This window comes from Lysobacter sp. 05T417 (genome assembly GCF_056396405.1).
In genome coordinates, this window is the sequence record NZ_JBFTLK010000005.1 from 145336 (window position 1) to 160102 (window position 14767).

Sequence of the window (14767 nt, forward strand, 5' to 3'; positions counted from 1 at the left end):
GGGAAGGTCAGAACGAGAACTGCGCGCGGGTGAAGAAGGCCTTTTCGTCTTCGCGGTCGGCGCCGGCAGGGGCGCCACGCTCGAACGTGGTCTGCGTGTAGTTGGCGACAAGCTTGAGGTTGCTGTTGAGGTACCAGTTCACGCCCAGTCCCCACGACTCCGCGCGGCTGGCGGCGACGGCGGGGTCGGCGAACAGCGGAAACGCGTCGTCGTCGACATCCAGTTCGCCGTACCGTGCCACCAGCTCCCACGCACCCCAGCCTGCACTGCCGAGCGTAAAAGGATGGTTAGGCCGTGTTACGCCCTTGTATCCGGCGTCTTCGCCGGTGAGCACGAAGCCGGCGCTGACCTGCCAGGCCTGGTTGTCGAGCGATTGCCGCGCGCCGCTCGCCGGCAGCAGCACTTCCTGCGTGGAGCTGATGTACTCGCCCAGCACGCCGAAGGAGTTGCGATACCAGAACGCCTGCGGCGACCAGCGCGAGTTCTCGCCATTGGCCGCGACCGCGCCGCGGTAGTTGAAGAACTGCACCTGTCCGGGCGTGCGGTAGCGGGGCAGGAAATTGTTGCCCACGCCCTGCTTGTCGCCGGTGCTGCCGGCAATGCCGAAGCCCAGGCCCGACAATGCCGTGCCATCGTTCTTCCACGGCTCCACGAACACGCGCGCGGCGACTTCGAAATCGTTGTCGGGGTTGGTGGTGGCACCGTCGCGGCCGTCGACCGCGCCGTTGTAGACGCCCAGCGCGTAGCTGACGGTCGAGCTGGCGAATTCGCCTTGCAGCTGCACGCCGATGTCGCGTCCCGGGGCGAGTTCGCCCGGCAGGCCCAGTTCGACCTGCGCGGTGGAGCCGCTCGACTGCAGGCGCTCCAGGCCGACCGGCACCTTGGTCTTGCCGATGCGCACGGTTGCGCGCGGATCGAACTTCAGGTCGAGGTAGACGTCGCTGGTCGTGGCGCTGTCGCCGGCCAACTGGGCGGTGACGCGGAAGCCGATCAGCGAACCCCAGGTGCCTTCGATGGTCGGTTCGATGCGGCGCAGCAGGAAGGTGTCGCTCTGCGGGTACTGGTCGTCGTCGATGTAGAAGCGGCCATCGCCCTGCACCAGGCCCTTGAACTTGACCTCGATATCGCCGGGCGGCGGCGACTTCACCGCCAGGCCCTTGCTGGCGCTGAGCGACACGGTCGGCGTGCTGGCGGCGCGGGTCGCGGCTTCCTCGGATTGCAGCTCGAGCTTGCGTTCGATCACGCGCAGGCGCTGGTCCAGGTCGGTCAGGCCGGCGCTGTCGGCGCTGCTCGCCGGGGCGGTGCCCAGGCGCTGCTCGATGGCCTGGAGGCGGCGGGCGAGGTCTTCGACGGTGGGGGCGGCAGGCGCGGTCTGGGCCTGGCCCGGCGCGGCCAGGGCGCAGGCCAGCGCGCCGCTCAGCCAGGCCACGGGGGACGACGTTCGGTGCGGGGTCGGCATCGCCGGCTCCTATTCAGGTTTGGGGAGGGGGCAGCAGGATGCCGCGTCCGGGCAGCGTCCATGACGCGACTCTGGGGGCCGGAGGTGGCGGAGGGAAAAGGTTTTGCGTCATCTGCTCATGCCCAACAGGCATTTCGCCGATGGCCGGGCGGAGCAGCCCGGCATATGGAAGCCGGCACAGGAAGGCGCCGGTCTTCCGTTCATGCCGCGGAGCGAGCAGGGCTCAGATGATCCCGCCGCCCATGCCGAGGCGGACGATGCCGACGATGATCACGATCCCGTTGAGGACCAGGCCGGTCTTGGCGCGGCCGCGGTTGCCCGGGCTGGTGAACAGGATCCCGATCGCGGCAATGATGGCGCCGACGGAGGCGAACGGGATCAACAGCCAGTTGCCCCATCCCAGCAGGGGAATCAGCGCGACCACCATCCAGAGCATGGCGAAGATTCCCCAGAGCAGGCTGATCAAACCCATTTCGGTGACTCCCAGATGATGTTGGCGTCCGCGCACCATAGCCGCGGGCGGTGGGAGGCGATAGCCCCGGATGCCAACCGCGCAACATCGATGCATCCCCGGCTGCGCGGGGATGACCGGCTGCGACTACGAATGCACGCCGTCGATTTCCACGCGCAGCTCGCGCCGGCACACCGCCGCATGCAGCAGCACGCGCGGAACGTCCGGGCCCAGGCGCGCGTCGAGCTCCGCGGCCACGGCATCCATCTCGTCGAGCTGGCGCACATACACCTTCAGCCGCGAGTCCGCGCCGAACTGTGGCGGCAGCGTCGACCGCTGCGCGCGCGCGGCGCTCAGCAGGCTGTCGAAGTTGGCGAGCGTCTCGTCGAGCTGGGTCACCACCGAATCGATGTGGCGCGATTCATGGCCGACGATGGCCGCCGTGCCGGACAGCAACAGCGGCATCGCACCGTCTGCCGGCGGCAGCATCGCGCGGGCGAAGCTCGGCGGCTGCGGGCCGTACTGGCGCGGGTACTGGTAGGCGCTGATCTGGCGCGGATTCTCCAGCGGCGTGCCGGGGGCGCGCGCGGCCAGCCAGTACACCTGCAGGCGGCGCTCGCTGTCGACGCGGCCGATGGCCGTTGCCGCCGGCAGCGTGGTCGGGTCGACCGTGCCCAGGCCGCGGGCGCGACCGACGCAGAACTGGCGATAGCGCTCTTCGTCGCCTTCGCCCAGGGTGATGCCGTCGAGGTAGTTCCATACCCGCAGCAGGTGCGGGTAGCCGCGCTCGCGCAGGAACGCGGACATGCGCGCGTAGAGGCGCTCGGACGTCGCCTCGATGTCGCTCATGCCGCCGGCGCCGGGCGCCTCGTCCAGCTCGATGGCGCCGAACTGCAGCGCGCCGTCCTCGGCCCAGGCGACGTCGCCGTCGCGGCCACGGATGACCGGGCCGCGGCCACGCCACACCTCCAGCGGTGCGACGCCATGCGGCTGCAGCGCGACGCGCAGGTAGCGCGGGTCGTCATGGTGCGGGGCATGGCTGCCGAAGCCGATCACCGCGAGCGTGTCGCCGCCATCCAGCAACTGCTGCGGGCTGGCATCGAGCACGTAGTCCACCGACAGGTGCGGTGGCTGCAACATCGGGCGGACGGCGCTCACGAGCGCGGATCTCCGTTGCCGGGCTGCAGCGTGTCGCGACCGCCGGCCAGGCCGACGTCGACACCGACCTGGCGTCGCCGCCGCAGCCAGCCACGCAGCGCCTCGGGCGCCATGCTCAGCGCCGTCATCGCATAGATGAAGCGGAACACGCGCAAGCGGCGCAGCACGGCCGGGTTGTCGAAGACGTCGCCGGCCAGCATCGAGATCACCGCCTGTTCGACCTGCCAGTAGTTGCGCGGGTGGTTGAACAGGTGGCGCATCACCGGCGTGGTGAAGCGGTAGATGAACCACTGGAAATGCTTGAGGCCGCGCTTGAGGCGCCTGCTCATCGCGCGCTGCAGTGCGCCCTCGCGCGAAGGCTCGCGCAGCGCCCCGTCGACAACGTCCGCGGCCTGCTCGGCGCTGTTCATGCCCAGGTACACACCCGAGGAGAACACCGGATCGACGAACGCATAGGCGTCGCCCACCATGACCCAGCCCGGGCCGTGCATCTGCGTGCAGGTATAGGAGTAGTTGCCGGTGACGTGCACCGGGCCGATGCGCTTTGCGTTGCGCATGCGCTTCCACACCGACGGCTCCGACTCCAGCGCCTTCATCAGGAACGCCTCGGTTTCGCCGCGGCGCTGCTTGAGGAACTCCGGGAAGCACACCGCGCCGACGCTCATCACGCCTTCGCGCAGCGGGATCAGCCACATCCAGCCGTGGGCGAAGCGCTGCACCGTGATGTTGCCGGCGTCCTCGCCGGGGCGGCGCTCGACGTCGCTGAAATGGCTGAAGATCGCCGCCGACTGGTGCAGCGGGTTCTTCTTCTTGAGCTTGAGCTGGCTGCCGAAGAACGCATCGCGACCGCTGGCGTCGACGACATGGCGCGGCTTGATCGTGAACGCGTTGCCGTCGCCATCGCGCGCATGCACCAGCTGCGGGCGGCCGTCGGCGCCGAATTCCACACGCTCGACGCGATGACGCTCGCGCGCATCGACGCCATTGGCCTGGCTGTGGCGGAACAGCAGCTCGTCGTACTCCTCGCGCTTGACCTGGTAGGCGTAGCCGAACTTGGGATCGAGCGCGCGGGCGAAGCGGAAGGTGTTGTAGTTGTCGACGTCGATCGGGAACTCGGCGCCCGGCTTGAAGGTGCCGATTTCCCTGACCTGGTCGAGCACGCCCAGGCGCTCGAGGATGGGCAGGTTCATCGGCAGCAGCGACTCGCCGATGTGGAAGCGCGGGTGGCAGTCCTTTTCCAGCAGCAGCACGCGCCAGCCGCGGCGCGCCAGCAGGGTCGCGGCGGTGGTGCCGGCGGGGCCGCCGCCGATCACCAGTACGTCGGTGTCGATCGGGTCCGGCTGGGGGTGCTGCGCGTTCAGGTCCGCGGCCGCAGCGGCGTCGGCCGGGGCGGGAGCAGTTGCGGTTTCGGTCATGCGCGAATGATACGGGTTGCGTACGGCGTCGCGATGCCGGATCGTTGCGCCCCTTGATTGCCTTTGTCCCTGGATTGCCCGATGTCTGAACAAAGCCCCGTCGAACGCGAACTGGCGCAACTGCTGGTGGACAGCCTGAACCTCGAGGACGTGGCGGCCGGGCAGATCGACCCGGAAGCGGCGCTGTTCGGCGAAGGCCTGGGCCTGGACTCGATCGACGCGCTCGAACTGGCGCTGGCGGTCTCCAAGCGCTACGGCTTCCAGCTGCGCTCGGACAACGAGGAGAACCGGCGCATCTTCGCCTCGCTGCGCGCGTTGGCCGCGCACATCGAGCAGCACAAGACTGCCTGACCTCGCCAATCCCGCCAGCCCCGCTGACCCCCGGCTCTCCCAGGCGCATCCCCTTGAATCCTTCCGCCGTGCTGCCGCTGTTGCTGGCAGTCGTCTACCCCTTGCTCGCGCATTGGGCCAGCGAGGACGGCGGCGGCCTGGCGGCGGCGATAGCCCTGGCCGACCTGGTCGTGCTGTTGCTGGCCGTGCCGCTGCTGGAGCGCCGCGGGTGGGCCTGGGCGCTGACCGTGCTGCTCGGCGCCGGCCTGGTCTGGCTGGCGGCCACGCCCTACGCGCAACTGCTGCTGCTGGCGCCGCCGATGGTGTTCGTCGGCCTGGTCGCCTGGCTGTTCGGGCGCAGCCTGCGCGCGCCGCGCGAGGCGCTGATCACCCGGATCGTGGCGGCCATGGAACGCACCACGCCGGCCGGCCTGGCGCCGCAGCTGTACCGGTATTCGCGCCGCCTCACCGCGGCCTGGGCGACGGTGCTCGCGCTGCTGGCGCTGGCCAATGGCGTGCTGGCGATGATCGCGGTGCCTGGCGGCGTGCTGGCGCGGCTGGGTCACGTCCCGGCGCTGTCGATCACCCAGTCGCAGTGGTCGCTGTTCGCCAACCTGGCCAATTACGGCATCGTCGGCGGCTTCTTCCTCGGCGAGTACGCACTGCGCCGGCGTCTGTTCCCGCACCGGCCGTACCGCAACCTGCTCGACTTCCTGCGGCAGATGGCCGCCCTCGGCCCGAAGTTCTGGCGCGACCTGTTCGCCTGAGGCGTGCCTTATCCTGTGCGCCTTCGCACAGGTGCCCGCCGCCGCCATGGGTTTCGTGATCCCCGCCGACCATCCCTGCCTGCCCGGTCATTTCCCGGGCCGGCCGCTGGTGCCTGGCGTGGTGCTGCTGGAGCGTGTGGTCGAAGCCATCGAGGCCTTGCACGGGCCGCTGCCGCCGCTGCGGTTGCCGCAGGTCAAGTTCCTGCAGCCGCTGCTGCCGGAGCAAGAGGCGCGCATCGAACTCGATGGCGCCGCGCCGCGCTGGCGATTCCGCGTACTGCGCGGCGACACGCTGCTGGCCAGTGGCGAAGTGATCGCCGCCGCCGACAGCGTCGATGCGGAGCCGGCGTGAACGAACACTGGAAGCAGCGCCCGGAAGGTGGTGGCCGGTTCGCACTGTGGGTGATCCGCAGCATCGCCCGCTACGGCGGCCGGACCGTGGCGCGGCTGTGCCTGTACCCGATCACGGCCTATTTCCTGCTGGTGCGCGGGCCCGAACGGCGGGCCTCGCGTGCCTACCTCGCGCGCGTGCTCGGACAGCGGCCGCGATGGTGGAACGTCGCCCACCACATCCACACCTTTGCCGCGACCATCCTCGATCGCGTCTTCCTGCTCAGCGGCCAGCTGTCGCGCTTCGACATCCGCGTCGATGGCCTGCAGGCGCTGGCCCATCGCGTCGACCGCGGCGAAGGCGTGCTGGTGTTCGGCTCGCACCTGGGCAGCTTCGATGCGCTGCGCGTGCTGGTGACCACGCGGCCCTCGCTGCGGGTGCGGGTCGTGCTCGACATCGCGCACAACCCGGCGGTGACGCAGCTGCTCGACGCGCTCAACCCGCGGCTTGCACGCGACGTCATCGACGCCGGCCAGCCAGGTGTCGCCATCGTCCTGGCGATCCAGCAGGCACTGGCCGATGGCGAGCTGGTGGCATTGCTGGTCGATCGCGCCGCGCCCGGCGAAGCCGTCACGCGCGTGCCGTTCCTTGGCGCGGACGCGTCGTTCCCGAACTCGCCATGGCTGATTGCCGCGACCCTGCGGGTGCCGGTCGTGCTCGCCTTCGGCCTGTACCGTGGCGGCAACCGCTACGACCTGCGTTTCGAGGAATTCAGCGACGGCTCGGGCCTGCTCGGCCAGCATGCCTCGCGCAGCCAGCGGCGCGGCGCGGTGGCGGCGGTGGTCCGGCGTTACGCGGCGCGCCTGCAGGAACAGGCGCGCGGCGCTCCCTACAACTGGTTCAACTTCTACGATTTCTGGGATGGCAATGACGCAGCGGATGACGATGGGGCGCAACAAAGTGAAGGCGTGGGCGCGACGACTGGCGCCGCTGTGGCTGCTGGCCAGCGCGACGCTGTGCGCGGCCGCCACTGACGCCGCGCCGGGCGCGGCAACGCCAGTTGATGCGGGCTGGATCCTCAAAGGCATCGCGCGGCCGGTGCCGGCGAGCACGCCTTTCGTGGAGGTGCGCGGATCGAGATTGCTGAAGACGCCGCTGCGCCTGACCGGCCAGTATCTGCGGCCAGATGTGGACACGCTGGTGCGCGAAGTGCGCACGCCCTACGCCGAAACCACGACGCTGCGCGCAGGCGAGGCGACGATCACGCGCGCCGGCCAGGCGCCGCGCAAGTTCGCGCTGTCGCGCGTGCCGGAACTGGCCGGTTTCCAGGCCAACTTCGCCGCGCTGCTGGGCGGTGACCGCGCCGGGTTGGAGCAGCACTACACCTTGTCCGCCGACGGCACCCGCCAGAACTGGACGCTGACCCTGGTGCCGAAGGAAGCCGCACTGTCGACGCGGCTGCAGGCGATCGCGCTGTACGGTCGCGGCTCCGAGCTGCGCTGCATCGAGACGCGCACCGCCGGCAGCGCGCCGCCGCAGCGCACGCTGCTGGCCGGCGCCGCCGTGGATGCCGCGAGCATCGCCGACACCGCAGCGCTGACCGGTCTGTGCCACGGCGACACCGCTCGATGAGCGCTGCACCGGTCAATGAGCCGTCCATGAGTGCGGCGCGACGCCTGGCGCTCGCCCTGCTGTGGCTGGTCTCGCTGCTGATCCTGGCGACACTGGTCGCGCCGCGCCTGCAACTGAGCGGCGACCTGCGCAAGTTCATGCCGGCGCCGCAGACGCCCGCGCAGAAGCTGCTGATCGACGAACTCGGCGAAGGCCCGGGCTCGCGCCTGCTGCTGATCGGCCTGACCGGCGCGGATGCGCAGACGCTGGCGGCGCAGTCGCAATCGCTGCGCGAGCGCCTGGTCTCGCTGCCGTCGTTCAAGCTGGTGGCCAACGGCGCGGCGCTGGGCCCGGAAGCGATCCCGGCGCATCTGCGCCCCTACCGCTACCTGCTGTCGAACTCGCTGGACGCACAGGCGCTCGACGCCGATTTCCTGCGCGCGCAACTCGACGCACGCATGCAGGACCTCGGCTCGCCGGCCGCAGCGATGATCGAGCCGCTGCTCCCGGCCGATCCGACGCTGGAAACCCTGAAGCTGGCCGAAGCCTGGCAACCGGCGAACGCGCCGCAGCGCCTGCATGGCGTGTGGTTCGACAAGGCCGGACGCGAAGCGCTGCTGGCGGTTGAGACCCATGCCGCCGGCTTCGATCCGAAGGGCCAGCAGGCCGCATTCGATTCGATCCAGGCCGCATTCGCCGCCGTGCGCGGCAACAGCGCCATGCGGATGTCGCTGACCGGGCCGGGTGCGTTCTCGGTCGAGATCGGCAACCGCACCGCGCGCGAAGCCAGCCTGATCGGCACGCTCGACAGCCTCGTCTTCGTGCTGCTGCTGTGGGTGGCGTACCGCAGCTGGAAAGCGCCGCTGCTGGGCGGGTTGCCGCTGGCGAGCGCCGGCCTGGTCGGGCTGGGTGCGGTCGCGCTGGCGTTCGATGGCGTGCACGGGATCACGGTGGCGTTCGGATTCACCCTGATCGGCGTGGTCCAGGACTATCCGATCCATCTGTTCAGTCACCAGCGCGCCGGCGTATCTCCGTGGGCGAGTGCGCGCGCGCTGTGGCCCACGCTGGCCACTGGCGTGGCCTCGACCTGCATCGCCTACCTGACTTTCCTGGTGTCCGGCGTCGATGGCCTGCAGCAACTGGCGGTGTTCACCGTGGTCGGCCTGGCGACGGCGGCGCTGGCCACGCGTTTCCTGCTGCCGGCGTTGATCGACCCGGCGCCGCGCGATGCCGCCGACTCGGTCTGGCTGGGCCGCTGCTGGGAACGCCTGGCGCGCTGGCCGCGCATGCGCGGTGGCGCGGTGCTGCTGGTGGCGCTGGTTGCGGCCGCCGTGGCCGCGTTCGCGCCCGGCTCGTTCTGGCAGAACGACCTGGGCCGCCTGACGCCGGTGCCACCGGCGGCGCTCGCCCGCGATGCACAACTTCGCAGCGAACTGGGCGCGCCGGACGTGCGCTACGTGCTGGTGGTGCAGCAACCCGATGTCGAATCCGCGCTGCGCTCGTCCGAGCGCCTGCTGCCGGCGCTGCAGGACCTGCGCGCCAGGGGCGCGATCGGTGGCTTCGACCTGGCGGCGCGATACCTGCCCAGCGCGGCGACGCAGCACGCGCGCCAGGCGCGCCTGCCGGATCGGCCGACGCTGCGCGAGGCGCTCGATGCCGCGATGGCCGGCGGCCCGTTCCAGCCTGATGCCTTCGATGCGTTCGTCGCCGACATCGAGCGGGCGAAGCAGGCGCCGGCACTGGCGCCGCGCGACCTGGCCGGCACGCCCCTGGCTGCCAGTGTCGAGGGCCTGCTGCTGCAGCGCGGGGGCCACGTCACCGCGTTGGTCGCACTGAGCGGCCTGCAGGATCCGGCTGCGGTTGCCACGGTGGCGAGCGCACACGGTGCGCAGCTGCTCGACCTCAAGCAGGCATCGGAATCGCTGGTTGCCCAGTACCGACAGCGCGTGCTGTGGGCATTGGCGCTGGCGGCGGTGCTGCTGACCGCGGCGGTGTGGTTCGCGCTGCGTTCGCCGCGGCGTGTGCTGCGGGTGCTGGCGCCGATGGCGCTGAGCACGCTGCTGATCCTGGCGGTGCTGCGTGCAATGGGCGTCGAGCTCAACCTGTTCCACCTGGTGTCGCTGATCCTCGCAGCCGGCCTGGGCCTGGACTACGCCCTGTTCTTCGACCACGCCGGCGACGACCGCGCCGAACAGCTGCGCACGCTGCACGCGGTGATCGTGTGCAGCCTGACCACGCTGCTGGTATTCGCGCTGCTGGCCGCTTCCAGCATCCCGGTGCTGCGCGCGATCGGCGCGACGGTCGCGCTCGGCGTGGTCTGCAACTTCGTGCTGGCGCTGCTGATCGTGCGCGCCCCGGTGTCCGGGGCCACCCACGGTGGATGAAGCAGGCGCTGCCATCGACATCGCCTCGCTGGTGCCGCACCAGGGGGCGATGTGCCTGTGGCAGGAAGTCGTGGAGTGGGACGGCCAGCGCATCCGCCTGCGTTCGCACGGGCACCGCGACCCGCACCACCCGCTGCGTCATGACGGGCGCCTGCACGCGGTGCACCTGGGCGAGTACGGCGCCCAGGCGATGGCCGTGCACGGCGGCCTGCTTGCGCGCGCCGCCGGCGAGGCAGTGAAGCCCGGTCTGCTGGTGTCGCTGCGCGGCCTGCAGTTGCGCGCCGAACGCATCGACGACCTGCCCGGGGCGCTCGAGGTCGAGGCGCACTGCCTCATCGCCGATACGGCCGGCAGCCAGTACGAATTCGTGATCCGGCATGGCGACGCCGAGGTCGCGCGCGGTCGCGCCGCCGTGATCTATCAGACCTGATCTATCAGACCTGATCTATTGAGCTATCGGGGCTGAAGCCATTCGCGCACAATCGCGGCCATGGAGAAGCCCGCACCCAGCATCCGCCGCGCCCTGGTCACCGGCGGCAGTGGCGACATCGGCAGTGCGATCTGCCAGCGCCTGGCCGCCGACGGCTGCGAGGTGATCGTCCACGCCAACCAGAACCTCGAACGCGCGCAGGCGCTGGTCGCCACGATCGAGGCCGCCGGCGGCCGCGCCCACGCGGTCGCCTTCGATGTCGCCGATGGCGCCGCCACCGCGATCGCCATGGCCGCGCTGCTGGAACACGGCCCCATCCAGGTCGTGGTCAACAACGCCGGCATCCACGACGACGCACCGATGGCGGGCATGAGCGAGCGCCAGTGGAAGCACGTGATCGACGTGTCGCTGCACGGCTTCTTCCACGTCACCCAACCGCTGCTGTTGCCGATGGCGCGCACGCGCTGGGGGCGGGTGGTCAGCGTGTCCTCGGTGGCGGCGGTGCTGGGCAACCGCGGCCAGAGCAACTACGCCGCCGCCAAGGCGGCGCTGCACGGCGCGACCAAATCACTGGCGCGCGAGATGGGCAGCCGCGGCATCACCTGCAATGTCGTCGCCCCGGGGGTGATCGCCGGCCGCATGGCCGATGCCGCGTTCCCGCCCGAGGCGATCAAGCAGATGGTGCCGGCCGCCCGTGCCGGCCGCGCCGAGGAAGTCGCCGCGCTGGTCGGGTTCCTGTGCTCGGATGCGGCCGGATACATCAACGGCCAGGTCATCGGCGTTGACGGCGGCATGACCTGACTGAACGCCGGGAAAGTCGCATTGGCCGGTGTGCGTGGCCTGGCGTAGGATCGGCGCATCACCCCGACCCGGATTCGCCACCATGCGCCGCGTCCTCCTGTCCCTCGCTCCTGTCCTGTTGGCCCTGTTGGCCGGTTGCTCGTCGACATCGCAGCTGGTCACCGGCACGCCGCGTCCGCCGATCGATCCATCGCAGGTCCGCGTCTACTTCACACCTCCGCCGAACGGCTTCGAGGAAATCGCACGCCTGGATACCGCCAGTGGCGGTTTCACCTATGGCGAGCAGAACAAGTTGAACGACGTCATCAACAAGCTGCGCATCGAAGCGGCCAAGCTGGGCGCCAACGGCGTGTTGTTCGTGGGCGCCGAGAACAGCTATGGCGGCAGCAGCATCGGTGTGGGTGCCGGTGGCGGCAGCTATGGTGGCTACCACGGCGGAAACTTCAGCTCCGGCGGCATCGGCGTGAGCATCTCGCCGACCAAGAAGTACGCGCACGGCGTGGCGATCTTCGTCGCCAACCCGCCGCCGCCGGATGCGATGCCGCCGCCGCCAATGCCGCAAGGCGCGCAGCCGCAACCGCAGGGCGCGAAACCGCAGCCGCAGGGCACCCAGACGCAGAGCGCGCTTTCGAAGGGAGAGTAGGCGCGCCTACAGCGTCCCGTCGTCGAGCGCGGACAGTGCCTCGCGACCGGGCTCGCGCAACGGCATCCCGTCGGCGTCGTCGATCAGCGCGGGATTGGCGCGGATGCTGCGGAACATCGCCGGGATGCTGCCCCGGCGGAACACGCCGCTGACGATGTGCGACGTGATGCGGCTGAAGTCGCGCAGCGGCTTGAAGTGGCTGGCGCGGAACTGCTCGTCGCCGTGCACGCTCTGGTAACGCGATTCGATCGGCACCGAGACGCAGCGGGTGCCCAGTTGCTGCGCGGCCGAGATCAGGATCTGCGCCTCGAACACGAAGTCCTCGCCCGGCACTTCACCCAGCGCGGCGACTTCGGCCGGATACAGGCGCTGCCCGCTCTGGCTGTCGGCGACACCGTAGCCGGTACCCCAGGCGATGCCCCAGTCGGCGAACTCGTTGGCCAGCCGCCGGTGCAGCGGCTGCTGCGAGCGATGGCGCAGCCGCGCGCCGATGACGACATGGCCGGGATGGCGGTTGGCCGAGGCAAGCAGGCGCGGGATGTCGCGCGCCAGGTGCTGGCCGTCGCCGTCCATGGTCACGATCGCGCGTGCACCCATGGCCAGGGCCGCGGCAAACCCGTCGCGCAGGCTCGCGCCCTTGCCCATGCGGGCGGCGTGGCGCAGCACGGTGACCGGCAGGTCGGCGATGCGCTCGGCGGTGCCATCGTCGGAACCGTCGTCGATGACGAGCACGCGCGGGCATTCGGCCAGCGCGCCACTGACCACTTCGCGGATGCGCAGGGCTTCGTTGAGTGCGGGGATGACCACGACCAGATCGTCGCGGGTGAGGCGCACCGGGCGGGTCGGCATGTCAGCCACGGGCGAGCTCCGCCGATGACACGTCGATCAGCAGGTCGTGGTCCGGGCCGGCGACCAGCCGCACGCTGCCATGGCCGCGCGCGAGCAGGTCGAACAACGGCAGCATCGGCGCCATCGCGTTGGCCGACGCCAACTTCGACAGCGGGCCGGCATCGTCCTGGTGGCCGCCGCTCGCCACCAGTTGTGCGCGCAGCGTGAGATGGCCGGGCGATGCCTGCTGCGACAGCACCAGTGCCGCGCCGAGCAGGCCGTCGCTGGGCGCCATCTGCTTCAGCGGCCCGGCGGCCTGGCCGTCATAGGCGACCAGCAGCACGGCTTCGTCGCCGCTGGCGAGCTGGGCCAGTGCATCGAGCAGGCCCTGGGCGAAGCTGGATTCGCGTGCACTGATCGCGCTGGCCGGCGCCATCGCACCGGTGCCGATGGTCCAGTAGCCCGCGGCGGCGTTGTGCACGGAATTGTGGAAACGGGTCGGCGAGAGTGCCAGCGGATCGCCGGCCAGGGTCTCGCACATGTAGTCGGTGATCCCCAGGTCGCCGTGGGTCGAGGCGAACACCGAGGGCAGCGTGGCCGGGTCGCGGCCGGCGGCCTGGCAGGCCGCCATCGCCACGTCGAGTGCGACTGCCACTGTGTCCGGTGCGCGGCGGCGCTCGTTGGCCGGCAACAGCTGCGGCGACGGCCGCGACGGCGCATCGGCCACCAGGGCGCCGTCCGCGGCGTGGGCGAGTGCGGCCTCCCACGAGGGCAGCCCGCGCGTCCAGAAGCCGATGCCTTCGATGTGGGCCTGCAGAGACGTCATGCGCGACCGAACACGAGCGAGCAGTTGTTGCCGCCGAAGCCGAAGGAATTGTTCATCGCAAAGGCGATCTGCGTGCGTTGCGGGTGGAAGCGAATCTGCGGGCCACAGGCGACATCGGGCGCGTGGCTGTTGAGCGTGCCGGGCAGTTCACCGTGCTCGAGCGCGATCAGCGCGATCACCGACTCGACGATGCCGGCGGCGCCGAGCGTGTGCCCGGTCCAGCCCTTGGTCGAACTGGCGTGCAGGCTGTCGGGGAAAAGACCGGCCACCGCGGCTGCTTCGATCGAATCGTTGGCCGGCGTGGCGGTGCCGTGCAGGTTGAGGTAGCCGATGTCGCCGGCTTCGACGCCGGCGCGCGCGAGCGCATCGCGCATCGCCAGTTGCGCACCCAGGCCGTCCGGATGCGGCGACGACATGTGGTGGGCGTCGCTGGATTCGCCATAGCCGCGCAGCTGCAGCCCGGCATCGCCCGGCTGCGCGCGTTCGAGTACGGCGAAGCCGCCGGCCTCGCCCAGCGACAGGCCAGTGCGATCGGCATCAAACGGCCGGCACGGTTCGGCCGCGACCAGCTGCAGCGAGTTGAAACCGAACAGCACGCTGCCGCACAGCGTGTCGACGCCGCCGACCAGCGCGGCATCGGCCAGGCCGGCCGCGATCAGCCGCGCCGCCTGGGCGAACACCTTCGCCGACGACGAGCAGGCCGTGGCCACCGTCACCGCCGGTCCGCGAAGGCCGGTGGCCTGCTGGATGAACTCGCCCAGCGAATGCGGCGTATGCACGTCGGCGCGTGCCAGCGTTGCCGGGAAGGCGCCGTCTTCGAGGTTCGCGTAGGCGTCCTCGGTGGCGCCGATGCTCGATGTCGAAGTGCCCAGCACCACCGCGATGCGGTCGGCACCGTGCCGCTCGACCAGGGCGGCGATCGCTTCCGGGATACCGTCCTGGTTCAGCGCCAGCCAGGCCAGCCGGTTGTTGCGCGAGTCCCAGCGGCTGAAGCGCTCCGGCAGGGGCAGGTCCTCCAGCCCGTCGACGCGACCGATCCAGCAGTCCAGCGTAGACGTGCCGAAATCGTTGCGACGCAGTCCGCTGCGCGATTCGCGCAATGCCGTCGCCAATGCCTCGCGGCCGCGACCGACGGCGCTGGTCGCGGTGTAGGCGCGGATCGCCAGGGGCGGCATCGGCGCTACGGCGGGGCGGGCCGGGTGGGCATGGTGCGGGGCTGCAGGCGGCACGCAGGACTCTCTTGCAAAGAACGCAGAGTATAGCCAGCGCACCTTGCGCCCACCCGCCGCGTAAACTGAATGCCCGTAGGTTTTCTGCCCGTAGACGCGCCCGT

General features: G+C 70.5%; 16 protein-coding genes. 9 read left to right on the forward strand and 7 right to left on the reverse strand.

Translation table 11 applies throughout. From position 1 onward, the window contains the following. Nucleotides 1-7: 7 nt before the first annotated feature. From AC1DER_RS10290 to AC1DER_RS10305, 4 genes are all read right to left on the reverse strand, one after another. Nucleotides 8-1459 carry an OprO/OprP family phosphate-selective porin gene (locus AC1DER_RS10290; protein ID WP_477357932.1) on the reverse strand — a complete coding sequence of 484 codons (1452 nt, stop codon included), beginning with the start codon at nucleotides 1457-1459 and terminating at the stop codon, nucleotides 8-10. A gap of 223 nt (nucleotides 1460-1682) precedes the next feature. After that, nucleotides 1683-1931 (reverse strand): hypothetical protein, encoded by a 249-nt coding sequence (locus AC1DER_RS10295; protein WP_441815475.1) that lies wholly within the window; start codon nucleotides 1929-1931, stop codon nucleotides 1683-1685. Nucleotides 1932-2057: 126 nt separating this feature from the next. Continuing rightward, nucleotides 2058-3050: a chorismate transformation FkbO/Hyg5 family protein gene (locus AC1DER_RS10300; RefSeq protein ID WP_477248422.1), complete on the reverse strand. Its 993-nt coding sequence runs from the start codon at nucleotides 3048-3050 to the stop codon at nucleotides 2058-2060. Between the two features lie 14 nt (nucleotides 3051-3064). Next, nucleotides 3065-4429 carry an NAD(P)/FAD-dependent oxidoreductase gene (locus tag AC1DER_RS10305; RefSeq protein ID WP_477248420.1) on the reverse strand — a complete coding sequence of 455 codons (1365 nt, stop codon included), beginning with the start codon at nucleotides 4427-4429 and terminating at the stop codon, nucleotides 3065-3067. Nucleotides 4430-4564: 135 nt separating this feature from the next. On the opposite strand from AC1DER_RS10305, the gene AC1DER_RS10310 reads away from it, so the two are divergent. The 9 genes from AC1DER_RS10310 to AC1DER_RS10350 all read left to right on the forward strand — a co-directional run bounded on the left by AC1DER_RS10310 (nucleotide 4565) and on the right by AC1DER_RS10350 (nucleotide 11780). Further along, entirely contained in the window at nucleotides 4565-4834 is a 270-nt protein-coding gene (locus AC1DER_RS10310) for a phosphopantetheine-binding protein (protein WP_477248416.1), read from the forward strand. 53 nt (nucleotides 4835-4887) lie between these two features. Continuing rightward, the gene (locus AC1DER_RS10315) at nucleotides 4888-5580 is read left to right on the forward strand and encodes a COG4648 family protein (protein WP_441815473.1); all 693 of its coding nucleotides are present in this window, start codon (nucleotides 4888-4890) and stop codon (nucleotides 5578-5580) included. 46 nt (nucleotides 5581-5626) lie between these two features. Further along, nucleotides 5627-5932 carry an ApeI family dehydratase gene (locus AC1DER_RS10320; protein ID WP_441815472.1) on the forward strand — a complete coding sequence of 102 codons (306 nt, stop codon included), beginning with the start codon at nucleotides 5627-5629 and terminating at the stop codon, nucleotides 5930-5932. Then, nucleotides 5929-6945: an LpxL/LpxP family acyltransferase gene (locus AC1DER_RS10325; protein ID WP_477248414.1), complete on the forward strand. Its 1017-nt coding sequence runs from the start codon at nucleotides 5929-5931 to the stop codon at nucleotides 6943-6945. The genes AC1DER_RS10320 and AC1DER_RS10325 overlap by 4 nt, the downstream gene beginning before the upstream one ends. Further along, on the forward strand, nucleotides 6857-7543 hold the full coding sequence (locus AC1DER_RS10330) for a LolA-related protein (protein WP_477248412.1): 687 nt from the start codon (nucleotides 6857-6859) through the stop codon (nucleotides 7541-7543). The genes AC1DER_RS10325 and AC1DER_RS10330 overlap by 89 nt, the downstream gene beginning before the upstream one ends. A gap of 26 nt (nucleotides 7544-7569) precedes the next feature. After that, nucleotides 7570-9906 (forward strand): MMPL family transporter, encoded by a 2337-nt coding sequence (locus AC1DER_RS10335; RefSeq protein ID WP_477248410.1) that lies wholly within the window; start codon nucleotides 7570-7572, stop codon nucleotides 9904-9906. Further along, nucleotides 9899-10336, forward strand: a complete 438-nt coding sequence (locus AC1DER_RS10340) for a hotdog family protein (protein WP_477248408.1) — start codon at nucleotides 9899-9901, stop codon at nucleotides 10334-10336. The genes AC1DER_RS10335 and AC1DER_RS10340 overlap by 8 nt, the downstream gene beginning before the upstream one ends. 60 nt (nucleotides 10337-10396) lie before the next feature. After that, the gene (gene fabG / locus AC1DER_RS10345; protein ID WP_477248406.1) at nucleotides 10397-11137 is read left to right on the forward strand and encodes a 3-oxoacyl-ACP reductase FabG; all 741 of its coding nucleotides are present in this window, start codon (nucleotides 10397-10399) and stop codon (nucleotides 11135-11137) included. Between the two features lie 82 nt (nucleotides 11138-11219). Next, on the forward strand, nucleotides 11220-11780 hold the full coding sequence (locus tag AC1DER_RS10350; protein WP_477248403.1) for a hypothetical protein: 561 nt from the start codon (nucleotides 11220-11222) through the stop codon (nucleotides 11778-11780). 6 nt (nucleotides 11781-11786) lie between these two features. Here the strand turns inward: AC1DER_RS10350 and AC1DER_RS10355 are convergent, their stop codons facing one another. The 3 genes from AC1DER_RS10355 to AC1DER_RS10365 are packed head-to-tail and all read right to left on the reverse strand — an operon-like array spanning nucleotide 11787 to nucleotide 14609. Next, on the reverse strand, nucleotides 11787-12629 hold the full coding sequence (locus AC1DER_RS10355) for a glycosyltransferase family 2 protein (RefSeq protein WP_477248418.1): 843 nt from the start codon (nucleotides 12627-12629) through the stop codon (nucleotides 11787-11789). Nucleotide 12630: 1 nt separating this feature from the next. Further along, the gene (locus tag AC1DER_RS10360) at nucleotides 12631-13434 is read right to left on the reverse strand and encodes a beta-ketoacyl synthase chain length factor (protein WP_477357935.1); all 804 of its coding nucleotides are present in this window, start codon (nucleotides 13432-13434) and stop codon (nucleotides 12631-12633) included. Then, nucleotides 13431-14609: a beta-ketoacyl-[acyl-carrier-protein] synthase family protein gene (locus AC1DER_RS10365; protein WP_477248211.1), complete on the reverse strand. Its 1179-nt coding sequence runs from the start codon at nucleotides 14607-14609 to the stop codon at nucleotides 13431-13433. Before AC1DER_RS10365 ends, AC1DER_RS10360 begins: the two co-directional genes overlap by 4 nt. Nucleotides 14610-14767 lie beyond the last annotated feature (158 nt).

Coding starts and splice junctions, on each gene's coding strand:
- AC1DER_RS10300 (WP_477248422.1), bottom strand. CDS start 3,050: ATGTTGCAGCCACCGCACCTGTCGGTGGACTACGTGCTCGATGCCAGC.
- AC1DER_RS10355 (WP_477248418.1), bottom strand. CDS start 12,629: ATGCCGACCCGCCCGGTGCGCCTCACCCGCGACGATCTGGTCGTGGTC.
- AC1DER_RS10310 (WP_477248416.1), top strand. CDS start 4,565: ATGTCTGAACAAAGCCCCGTCGAACGCGAACTGGCGCAACTGCTGGTG.
- AC1DER_RS10365 (WP_477248211.1), bottom strand. CDS start 14,609: ATGCCGCCCCTGGCGATCCGCGCCTACACCGCGACCAGCGCCGTCGGT.
- AC1DER_RS10320 (WP_441815472.1), top strand. CDS start 5,627: ATGGGTTTCGTGATCCCCGCCGACCATCCCTGCCTGCCCGGTCATTTC.
- AC1DER_RS10290 (WP_477357932.1), bottom strand. CDS start 1,459: ATGCCGACCCCGCACCGAACGTCGTCCCCCGTGGCCTGGCTGAGCGGC.
- AC1DER_RS10335 (WP_477248410.1), top strand. CDS start 7,570: ATGAGTGCGGCGCGACGCCTGGCGCTCGCCCTGCTGTGGCTGGTCTCG.
- AC1DER_RS10330 (WP_477248412.1), top strand. CDS start 6,857: ATGGGGCGCAACAAAGTGAAGGCGTGGGCGCGACGACTGGCGCCGCTG.
- AC1DER_RS10295 (WP_441815475.1), bottom strand. CDS start 1,931: ATGGGTTTGATCAGCCTGCTCTGGGGAATCTTCGCCATGCTCTGGATG.
- AC1DER_RS10350 (WP_477248403.1), top strand. CDS start 11,220: ATGCGCCGCGTCCTCCTGTCCCTCGCTCCTGTCCTGTTGGCCCTGTTG.
- fabG (WP_477248406.1), top strand. CDS start 10,397: ATGGAGAAGCCCGCACCCAGCATCCGCCGCGCCCTGGTCACCGGCGGC.
- AC1DER_RS10360 (WP_477357935.1), bottom strand. CDS start 13,434: ATGACGTCTCTGCAGGCCCACATCGAAGGCATCGGCTTCTGGACGCGC.